A 10,566-nucleotide genomic window follows, 5' to 3' on the forward strand; every position below is an offset into this window, starting at 1 on the left:
CGTGTAATTAAAATGCGGTCGCTCTTAACATTTTCTTATAATCGAAAGAGCGAAAATAAAAGGAATACATGTCATTTTATGTCGAATTGTGAATGAATAACAGTGAAAAGGGGTTGCGACCATGAAAATTTCAATGATGAGAATTTCAATGATCTTAAAGCTGATGTGTGTTATTTTCCTATTGCTGTCTGTCTTGAATGGCATTAGCGTGTACTTTCTGCAAAAAGACATTAAACAAGAACGGCTATCCTTGCAAAGACAAGTAGAATTTAAACAACTGGGAATAGATCTTGCGGATGCTTCAGATTATTTGACGAATGAAGCCAGAAGATACGTGCAATTCGGGGAAAAAGAATATTTGGATAATTATTGGAAAGAAGTTAATGAGACTAAGACACGAGATCATATTGTCATGAAATTAAAAGAATTAAAAGCTCCGCAGGCAGAATTGGATCTTATAGAAAAAGCAAAGCAAAACTCGGATGTTTTGGTAAAAACAGAAGATGAAGCCATGAAAGCAGTTGCGAGTCAAGACTTCGATAGAGCCAGGAAGCTAATGTTTGACAAAAATTATGATGATAACAAGAAGATCATTAGGGATCCAATTGATGCGTTTCAGACAAAAATGAATGCAAGGGCTGAACAAGAAGTCATTCAGGCAAGACAAAGGGCAAGCAGCATGTTGAACCTTGCTGTTAGTTTGTTAATCATTACATTCCTAACATTTTTCGCTATGCTTTATCTCATCATTGTTAGGCTGAAACCTTTAAAAATGGTAAATGAAAAAATAAAAGAATTAGCAAGTCAGAGTGGCGATCTTACGACAAGATTATCCGTAACTTCTAAGGATGAAATCGGAGAAATCGCTTCCTCATTAAACGCTATGTTGGATAGTTTGTTGGTTATGGTTCTAGATATATCCCAAGCTTCAAAGCATGTGTTTCAGTCCTCAGAAAAATTAACCTACAATACCAAAGAAACCGCAACTGCAACAGTGGAAATTGCCAGAAGTATAGAAGGTATTCAACAAGGAGCAACAGCTTCCGTACAAAATACGCTAGACGGAGCGCGATCAATAGAAGAAATGGCCAAAGGTGTACAGAGAATAGCAGAGTCTGCTAATGAACTATCTGAATCTGCTGGTGACACTGAAAGTGAAGCTGTAGAAGGTTTTGGGCATATGGAACAAGCACAGCATCAAATGCATTCGATTGATGATTCCCTTAAATCATCCCTCAACATTGTCACCAAGCTTAGTGAACGGTCATCACATATTGAAAAAATCGTTGGGGCAATTATGGAAATAGCCAATCAAACCAACTTGCTTTCCCTAAATGCCTCAATTGAAGCTGCGCGAGCAGGCGAGCATGGGAAGGGTTTTTCCGTTGTCGCATCGGAAATTAGAAAGTTAGCTGAAGGATCAGCATCTTCGGCATCCGAGATATCAGATTTATTAAAACAAATTAGAAACGATTCCACGGAAACTGTAAAAGCCATGCAAAGAGTATCTGAAGAAGTGGTGCTAGGAAATCAAAAAGTTCTATACGCAAGAGACTCCTTTCAAAAAATCTTGCATTCCGCAAAAGGTATTGCTGTCCAAATTCAGGAATTGTCGGCTGTTTCAGAACAAATGGCTGCTGGCTCCGAAGAAATTTCAGCCTCCGTTGCTGAGATGGCACATGTGTCTCAACAATCGTTAAATGGGGTCAAAATAGTGAATGATAAAACAATCATACAGACTAATTTGGTAAAAGAAGTATCTTCACTGTCAGATTCACTTAGTCAAGAAGCGGAAAAAATGGAGAGAATCATTCAGAAGTTTAAAGTCATGTAAGGCTGCCACAGCACTCATTTTACAAATACTTCACACCATTTTCTATGCCATTTATGTTAATGTAATAAAGTTGTATAAAGCATTTATTAAACGGAGGTCAAAAAACGCAATGAAAAAACTTACTGTAATTAGTTTATCGATGGTCGTTGCTGCTAGCATGCTGGCAGGCTGCGCCAAGAAGGAAGAAACTAAACCGGCTGCATCACCAGCAGAATCTACTAAAGCATCATCTGCTCCAGCAGCTGCAGGCTTCGTACCGAAAGAATTGAAAGTACAATTCGTTCCATCCCAAAATGCAGAAACGCTTGAAGCTAAAGCTAAACCACTAGAAAAACTCTTGGGAGACAAGCTTGGTATCCCAGTTAAAGTTTCCGTTTCAACCGATTATAACGTAGTTATCGAAGCTATGGCTTCCAAACAAGTTGACGTTGGCTTCTTGCCTCCGAGCAACTACGTTGTTGCTCATGACAACCGTAAAGCAGCTGACTTGCTTGTTCAAGCTACACGCTTAGGTGTTGACGATATAACTGGCCAATCTACGAAAGATCTAGTTGATTTCTACAAATCCGAAATTTTGGTCAAAGCAGATTCACCAATCAAGACGGTTGCTGACTTGAAAGGCAAGAAAATAGGCTGGCAAGGTGTTACTTCCGCAGCTGGTTATGTATACCCAGGTTTCGTACTGAAAAAAGCTGGCGTTGACCCAGTGAAAGACGTAACAGGCGTACAATTCCAAGGCCATGATAAAGCCGTTATCGCTCTTCTTAACGGTCAAGTAGATGCAGTAGGGGTATTCCAAGACATTCGTGCCAACATGACCAAAGATTATCCGGATGTATTCAAACAAACTCGCATTCTTAGCTTCTCTGATAAAATTCCGAATGATACCATTGCAGTTCGTTCTGATATGGATGCTGCATGGAAAAAGAAACTTACAGATGCATTCATCGCGATCGGCAACGATCCTGAAGGCCAAAAAATCATTTTCGATGTGTACTCCCATAAAGGGTACGTAGCTACAGATGATTCCAAATTCGATATCGTACGTAGTGTCAACAAAGAAATGGGCTTGAAATAAGTAAAACAAAAAGAGACATCGCATGAGCACATGCGATGTCTCTTTTGATTTATACTATTCGTTTCCGAAGTTCTCCTGAAATATAGTCAATGATCGAAATCGTAACAATGATTCCTATAAGAATAATAGCCACCCGTGGCCATTGCCTCGCGTTAAGAGCAAATATGAGAGGTGTGCCGATCCCCCCCGCTCCAATGATTCCTAAAAGGGTTGCAGAGCGCACATTAATTTCAAAGCGATATAACGTGTAAGAGATGAAATCAGGTATAACCTGAGGGACAACTGCGAACGCCATCTTCTGCCAAATGTTTGCTCCAACCGCCGTCATCGCTTCTGTAGGCCCCATATCCATATTCTCAATGGCTTCTGCATAAAGTTTGCCAAGCATCCCTACAGAGTGCAGCCCCAGCGCCATTACCCCTGCAAACGCCCCAGGACCTACAGATTTAATAAAGATTAAGGCCATAATGACTTCAGGAATCGTACGAACTACACTTAAAAATAATTTCCCCGAGCCAGAAACAGCACGTCTCCTGCTCATATTAGCCGCTGCCCAAAAGGCGAACGGGAGACAAACTATAGCGGATACAAAGTTGCCCAAATAAGAAATCGATAAAGTTTCAAGCAGGGAACGCAGTAGATCTTCTCCCTCAGGAATGTAAACATAAGCCCAGTCAGGATGCAGCAGTCCGGTCATCATTGATTTCATCAGAACCCCTGTTGTAGGCTGAAATCCGGTTAATTCCAAACCTGTTAAAGACCAAACGAGTAAAGCCAAGACAATAACCCAACCCATTATCGAGTACGTGCGTGAACGCGAAGCTGATACCGGTTTTTCGCTTCCTTTTAACAAATACGACCGAAATCGGGTACTGACTAAATCGATGATAACGACAACAACCAACGTATAAATAACAATCGCGCACGCTTGATCGTAACGAAACAAGTCCAGCGTGTTTTTGAGCAGCAATCCAATACCACCGGCCCCAACTAAACCAAGGATAGCCGAAGCTCGAATACTGACTTCAAAGGTATACAACAAATGGGCCAAATACGTAGGCGCAACTTGAGGCAAGACGCCAAAACGAATCAACTTCAGCTTGTTGGCACCAACGGCAGTCATGGCTTCTAACGGCCCTGGATCAATCGCCTCGGTCGATTCATACGAAAGCTTGGAGAGAATCCCAAACGTGAAGAAAATCAGCGCAAGCGTGCCTGCCGTTGGACCGAATCCGACTAATACAGCGAAGATAGCGGCATAAAGCAGATCCGGTATTGTCCGAAAAAGATTCATAATGAACCTTGCCGGATAAAACAACCATGGCGTTGTGTTAACATTGCGGGCGGCTAGCAGCGCCATCGGATACGCAAAAATCGCCCCAACAATCGTGCCAATGATTGACATTTGCAGCGTCTCTGCCATCGGCTTCCAAATGTCAGCGAAAAATTGCCAATCCGGCGGAAACATTTCCCCAATGAATTTGATGGTCTCTGGCGTTCCGTTTACGAGCTTCGTCAGCGTAGCCTCAGTCTGATAAATGCTTCCAACTAAGAAAAGAACCAAAATCAAAATGGTGAGATACAGCTTAGCACGAGGAGGTTTCCTAGCAGAAGTCATACTCATCCCTCCTGTCCCCCCAGCAGTTCATCCTTCTTAATTGCGCGCCCATAAATCTCTGAAAATACATCATCAGTTGCTTCTGCTGCAGGACCATCATAGACTACTTTGCCAGCACGAAGGCCAATAATCCGTGTGGCATATTCACGCGCTAGGTCAATAAAATGCAAGTTAACGACCGTTGTTATGCCTAAATCTGTATTAATTCGCTTTAGATCATCCATCACTTGTCTAGTTGTCAGCGGGTCTAGGGAGGCGACAGGCTCATCCGCCAATATGATCTTGGCTTCCTGTGCCAGTGCTCTTGCGATGGAAACCCGCTGCTGTTGACCGCCTGACAATTCATCCGCGCGCGAATAAGCTTTCTCCCGAATATTCACACGTTCGAGTGCTTTCAAAGAAAGCTCGATATCATCTTTAGGGAATAAACCGAGCATGGTCCTGAGCGTAGAATGATAGCCTACGCGACCTGACAATACGTTGCGAAGTACTGTTGAACGCTTGACTAGATTAAAGGTTTGAAAGATCATTCCGATGTCTCTGCGCATACGACGCAATTCGGCGCCTTTCGCTGAGGTAATTGATTTACCGTCAATGAAAATTTGCCCATCCGTCGTTTCATGCAAACGATTAATGGAACGTAAAAGTGTGGATTTACCCGCTCCTGAAAGACCCACAATAACAACGAATTCCCCAGGGTGAATCGTCAAATGAATATCATTCAGCCCTATAGTTCCGTTGGGATATACTTTGGATAGATGTTTAAACTCAATCATATAGGTCCTTCTTTCATTAAATAGTATCAAAATATCAGACGAACTAGCGTCAAAATCCCTGAAATGTAAAGAGGGTGTATGCTCTACATTTGTAGAGAATACGCCCTCTTTCAGTAACCTCGAAAGATCTCCTTTTATAGCAACTCTGCTTACTTTCCGTATGAACCCGCAGCGAATGTAGATGGATCCCACCATTTGTAACCTGGATCTGGCGCAGCCCATGGCTCAGGCAGAGGCTCAACCGATTGTTGAGGAATCTCATTCTCTTTGCCAGAAGTCAGCAATGGCGTTTTCTGATCCAATGTAAGTCCTTGTACCTGTGAAAGGCTTGTGAAATTTTCTTTCTTGCCTAACCAGTCAATGACGTTTTGCAGCAAAATACTATCGCTTTTTTCTTTGTATCCATCATAAGTTGTCTTAGTCTTTCCGTTGTCTTCTCTTTTGTACTTAGGCGTTGCATCCTCTACTGCTGAAGAGTCTCCGATAAAAGCTGCTTTTCCCTTGCCTACTTTAGCAACAGCTACATAAGGACCTTCCTCGATGCCCCCACCATTGTACACAGCCTTATCTACAGGACCAGTGGACCATTTAGGAGGATTTTTCGGAACATAAACAATACCTTTTGCTTTATTAGGATCTGTAACAGCCAATGTACTGCCGGCATGCATAGCTACTGATTCAACATTTTTTGTAATTCCGAACGCTTGATCCTGTGCCACAATAATGTTCGCATTTAAATCGCCCAACGCGTTATATCTGAACTTGATTCCGAAGTTGTCCGATAACCAGTCAGAGCTCACAACATCCTTCATCGCAGCAGAATTTGCTTCCTCTGTGCTCATTCCTTTGGCCGGATTGTCCCATGCTCCACGACGGTAACCGTTATAGACCTCTGATCCGTCCCAACGATTCTTGTTGCGGTCTGCATTGTAATGATCGGCGATGAAGAAGATGGAACCGCCTTTGTTCACATATTCCAACATGGCAGCTTGCTCGGACACCTTGTAGGGAACATTGGATTCTGCCGTTACAAAGATGTCATAATCTTTAAGATCATCGTAAGTCATAAGTTTGGTTTGACGCAATTCCTTGACGAAATATCCAGCATTCGCAATCCCGTTAGCAAAGTCGGAGAACGCCCCGTCAATGACCCAGTCTGAAGCTCCTGTTGTATTTCCATGGGCGTTATCAAACAGAACCTTTTTACCGTTTGGCGTGCCTTTTGCCGCAATAGTTGGAGCCGGATCTTTAGGCCCCTCCGCAAAGATAGCGTACGGAATCACTACGGCAGTTACAGTTAACGTCAGCGCAAGTGTGACAGTAACGGTTAGTTTAGAATAGGGTTTAGATAATAATTTCATGGAATCCTCCTGATTATCCTTTGATAACGATATCGTCGAATGCTAGGTTGCCCGCACTTTTCGTGTAAGTAAATTTCACCTGTGTAATTCCCGTTGGCAAAGAATTATCAGTAACTTTATAAGTGACAGTAGTCGCAGTAATAGGTAGCGATTGTATTGTTGCAATAGTAATCCATACACCATTTTTCAAGCCTTTAATATCTAATGTACTACTAGCATCTGTCGCATTTCCCTTTATCCAAAAGGAAAGTTCCGTCGCTGATGTGGTTAGTACTGGAGTCTGTATCGATTCATTCGAATTACCCAATTTAATCGACGGAGCGCTAATTCCGAAGTTGCCAGCTGAAGGATACGTCCCAAGGGTGGAACTGAATGTCCAACCCGAAGGTGCAGTTCCACCTCCAGCGAAGCCCTCACGCAGTATTTCTTTTGCCACATCCGTCCTGTCCGTCACAACATTAGATTCACCCGCAAAGCTTCCGCCTGTAACGATCAACTTGAGCTGATAGTTGGTATCTGGCAAAAGATTAATTGCTTTAGCTGATACGGAAGAAGAGCTAAGGGTAACTTCAGTTTGTGCAGTCAACCAATTCGCTCCATTGTCTTTGGAATAAACCAATTGGACAACAGTTGCTCCCGTAGGTGCTGTGAAGCTGAAAGATACGGTAGTTGCTGTATGTGCAGCTGCAATCAGATCTGATATCGTGTTTGGCGCAGCAGCATCCGTCTGTACAACCACGACGTTGGAATCCCCTGCAAAGCTTCCACCTGTAACAGCCACTTTAAAGCTATAAGTGGTATTTGCTGCAAGGTTAATTGCTGTCGCTGTATTGGACACAGCATTCAGAGCTGCATTAGTCATAGCTTTGTTCCAAGTTGTTCCAGAATCCTGAGAGTACAATAATTCTACAACAGTCGCTCCCGTAGGTGCAGTAAAACCGAAAGAAGCCGTTGAAGACGTTTGACCTTTGATCTGAAGGTCACTAATTGGGCTGGATGGAATCGTGTTCCCAACTACGATTGCTGTAATCGTGCTTTTCACTGCGACACCGTTCGTTGTACCGCTGCTCGCAATAGGCGTAACTTCAAATTTCAATGCTTTACCTACATCTGCTTGCTGAACAACATAGGATTTCCCGCTTGTACCAGGAATGATTGTTTCTGTCGATCCGCTTACTTGGTACCACTTGAAGATGGAACTTCCTTCTAGATCATTCTCAGAATCTGCATAATTGTACGAGCCCGTCAAGGTTTGTCCTACTTCTGCTGTACCTGTAATTTGTACATTGGAAGCTATCGGAGCTGCATTAGGCACTGGATTCCCATCAACAAATTCAATCTTTGCGTAGTCGCTGGAGAAACCTTTTTTGCTGGAATATGCGCCATCTACGATTTTTCCTGTTATTCTTACTTTTCTATTAACAGCTTTGGCAACACTGTAATCACCATTACGATCAGCATTTGCAAACTTAACAATCAAAGAGGTACTATTGTTCGTCCCTACCTTGTCATCCAAGAAGATACCGTACCCTGTAAATTGTGTGTTCGCTTCTGCGTTCTGTACATATCCTTCTACAATGATTGAAGTACCGGAAGCTGTGGCAAGAGCCTGAGCAACCGTTAAGGCAGCTGGAGCTTCAGTAACAGTCAAAACCAATTTAACTGTAGCCGTAAATCCTGTAGTTGTGCCCACAAAGTTGAACGTTCCTGCAACACTCGTATCCACCGTAGAAGGAGTCCATGCGATATCTAACTGGTCCGTAGTACCGTCGCTCATATTAGCTGTAGCTTTTGCAGGTAAAGAATAAGCCGTCCCTTTGGTAACTGATGCCGTAATGTCATTAAAGCTAACTACGGTTAATACCTCTGTTTGTGCTTTAACGATCACTTCAAAAGTTTTAACAGATTGTGTACCGTTTTTGCTAATCGTTGCCGTTAATGTCACGAACGCGTCTGGATTGCCTAAAATAGGTCTTTTAATAGAACCATTTGCCCCCAAAACTGCCGGCTTGTCAGATGTCCATACGATAGTCGTTCCATTCAAACCGGAACTGGAAAGATTTAGCGAAGTCTTAACATCACTTAAGCTTGCATTCAATTGTTTAATACTGCTATCCGTTAGAGCAGCAAAAGCTCCATCTACAGCTTCTTTATCTGTCATAGCGCCTGCATTCACAACTAGCACGTAAGCAGCATCGCTTGTAAAGCCTGTAGCGGTAGCAATAATTTCAAGTACAGTACCCTCGGCTTGATTCGGAATCGTTACACTGAATGCACCTGTGATACTATCTGCAACTGCTGTACCTAGCACTAACTGCCCCGTGCTTACATTTACAGTTGTTCCAGCCTTGGCAGACCCAGTTACTACGACTTGATTAGCTTTAACCGAGTTCACTTTTGGCATTTGCTGCCCTTTGATTACATGAATCGTGATCTCTTTTGTATCGATAATCAATCCTTTGGTAATGCTTGCCACTAAAATTACATCTGTGTCGGAGATAATATCATATCGATTTATTGCTCCTGTAGTGATATCAACGATACCTGATTGGGAGCTATTTTTTAACGACCAAGTTAGAACCGTTCCATCAGTTCCGTTAGCAGGTAAAATGATAGAGTTATCCAAACCGTTATAACTCAAATCTAGCGCTGCTTTGGCGTTAGCCACAGCTTCCACATTTGTTAAGGTTTCAGGAAGAACAATGACTGGGAAATCCTTCGTAGCTACTGCAGATCCCTTACGAATCGTAGCAGTTAATATCGCTTGCCCATTTGGTTGTCCTTTGGCCGGACGGGAAACGACACCTGTATTAGTAACTACGCTCGGATTATTGGATATCCATGTGATGACGGAGCCGCTTGCGCCTTCGCTTGGTAAATCCAGATTACTAACCACAGCGCTTAAATTCTCGAAGTTAATTCCTTCTTTATCCGCTGACACTGCGTCCGCATCCGACACTCCGCTTGATTTCAAAATATCGGAAGATGTACGAGGAAGAAGTTGCGGACTGTTCGAGAAAATAGAGACAACTCCCGTTACATCTACTTTGTCTCCGACCACAATACCTGGATTGGAAACGCCAAATCTTGTCAAATAAACTTCATTGCCTGGAGCGGTTGTTCCAATAAAAAATTTAGGTGAAATGCTTATAACCGGAACATTCTTCACTGTAACTAGTTTTCCTTGATTTGCTGATAGATCGCTGAGATTAACGATAGAAGGTGTTGCTGGAGCATTTCTATTTGTTTTTGTGAATTCACCTTCAGTAAGCTCCGCCTCACCATTGAATGTTAATCTTTTTCCTTTAGTAATTTGAACTTCATCACCAATAGCTACAGACGTCTTGGTTACAGGATTAAAGACAAGAATTCCGCCAGTTCCATCCTGTACATAGAAGTTATTGGTATTAACCCCTGCTACATAAGGGGCAGATATGACGGTTCCTGTAATGGTTCCTGTCAGTAATTCGTTATCTGCTTGTCCTCTAAATCCTGCAATCGTACGAACACTAGGATCTACTGCCGGCTCCGCATCATATGCTTTGGATGTTCTTGCACTTTCCGTTTTACCGTTCGAAGTAACGGATACGAAGACTGCACCTGCCGCAGAACCCAACTGAGGAATAGAAACAGTCACGCTTGTCTGACCCGTTGCTACTGTTCCGGTTCCGATTGCTGAGCCGTCCGTAGAAGCATTATAGACCTTCACGATATCTCCTGCGATTAGTCCGTTTACAGCAACTGTATCTGCTGTTCCCGCAGGGTTGTTTACCACTACAACTTGATTTGAATTTGGTGCAGTGGAAACTTCATCGATGATTGGCTCCGCATCATACGCTTTGGAAGTTCTTGCACTTTCCGTTTTACCGTTCGATGTAACGGATACGAAGACTGAACCT

General features: G+C 42.9%; 5 protein-coding genes and 1 pseudogene. 2 read left to right on the top strand and 4 right to left on the bottom strand.

Features of this window, described 5'->3' with window-relative positions; translation table 11 throughout:
• The first annotated feature begins 121 nt into the window (after positions 1-121).
• Both BC351_RS07350 and BC351_RS07355 read left to right on the top strand, forming a co-directional pair.
• Positions 122-1,834 carry a methyl-accepting chemotaxis protein gene (locus BC351_RS07350; RefSeq protein WP_079410206.1) on the top strand — a complete coding sequence of 571 codons (1,713 nt, stop codon included), beginning with the start codon at positions 122-124 and terminating at the stop codon, positions 1,832-1,834.
• Positions 1,835-1,943: 109 nt separating this feature from the next.
• Positions 1,944-2,912, top strand: coding sequence for a phosphate/phosphite/phosphonate ABC transporter substrate-binding protein (locus tag BC351_RS07355; RefSeq protein ID WP_079410208.1), 969 nt, complete (start codon positions 1,944-1,946; stop codon positions 2,910-2,912).
• 49 nt (positions 2,913-2,961) lie between these two features.
• On the opposite strand, the gene phnE is transcribed toward BC351_RS07355, so the two are convergent.
• The 4 genes and pseudogenes from phnE to BC351_RS07375 form a co-directional block, all read right to left on the bottom strand.
• The gene (phnE, locus tag BC351_RS44270) at positions 2,962-4,536 is read right to left on the bottom strand and encodes a phosphonate ABC transporter, permease protein PhnE (protein ID WP_425270907.1); all 1,575 of its coding nucleotides are present in this window, start codon (positions 4,534-4,536) and stop codon (positions 2,962-2,964) included.
• On the bottom strand, positions 4,533-5,306 hold the full coding sequence (gene phnC / locus BC351_RS07365; RefSeq protein ID WP_079410212.1) for a phosphonate ABC transporter ATP-binding protein: 774 nt from the start codon (positions 5,304-5,306) through the stop codon (positions 4,533-4,535). The genes phnE and phnC overlap by 4 nt, the downstream gene beginning before the upstream one ends.
• A 155-nt stretch (positions 5,307-5,461) precedes the next feature.
• Positions 5,462-6,667: pseudogene (locus tag BC351_RS07370) on the bottom strand (hypothetical protein); the annotation flags it as partial.
• 13 nt (positions 6,668-6,680) lie between these two features.
• Positions 6,681-10,566: immunoglobulin-like domain-containing protein (locus BC351_RS07375; RefSeq protein ID WP_208629638.1), on the bottom strand; the 3,886-nt coding region annotated here is incomplete at its 5' end.

The organism is Paenibacillus ferrarius, from assembly GCF_002027705.1.
GTDB classification, from domain to species: domain Bacteria; phylum Bacillota; class Bacilli; order Paenibacillales; family NBRC-103111; genus Paenibacillus_E; species Paenibacillus_E ferrarius.

Coding starts and splice junctions, on each gene's coding strand:
- BC351_RS07355 (WP_079410208.1), top strand. CDS start 1,944: ATGAAAAAACTTACTGTAATTAGTTTATCGATGGTCGTTGCTGCTAGC.
- phnC (WP_079410212.1), bottom strand. CDS start 5,306: ATGATTGAGTTTAAACATCTATCCAAAGTATATCCCAACGGAACTATA.
- phnE (WP_425270907.1), bottom strand. CDS start 4,536: ATGAGTATGACTTCTGCTAGGAAACCTCCTCGTGCTAAGCTGTATCTC.
- BC351_RS07350 (WP_079410206.1), top strand. CDS start 122: ATGAAAATTTCAATGATGAGAATTTCAATGATCTTAAAGCTGATGTGT.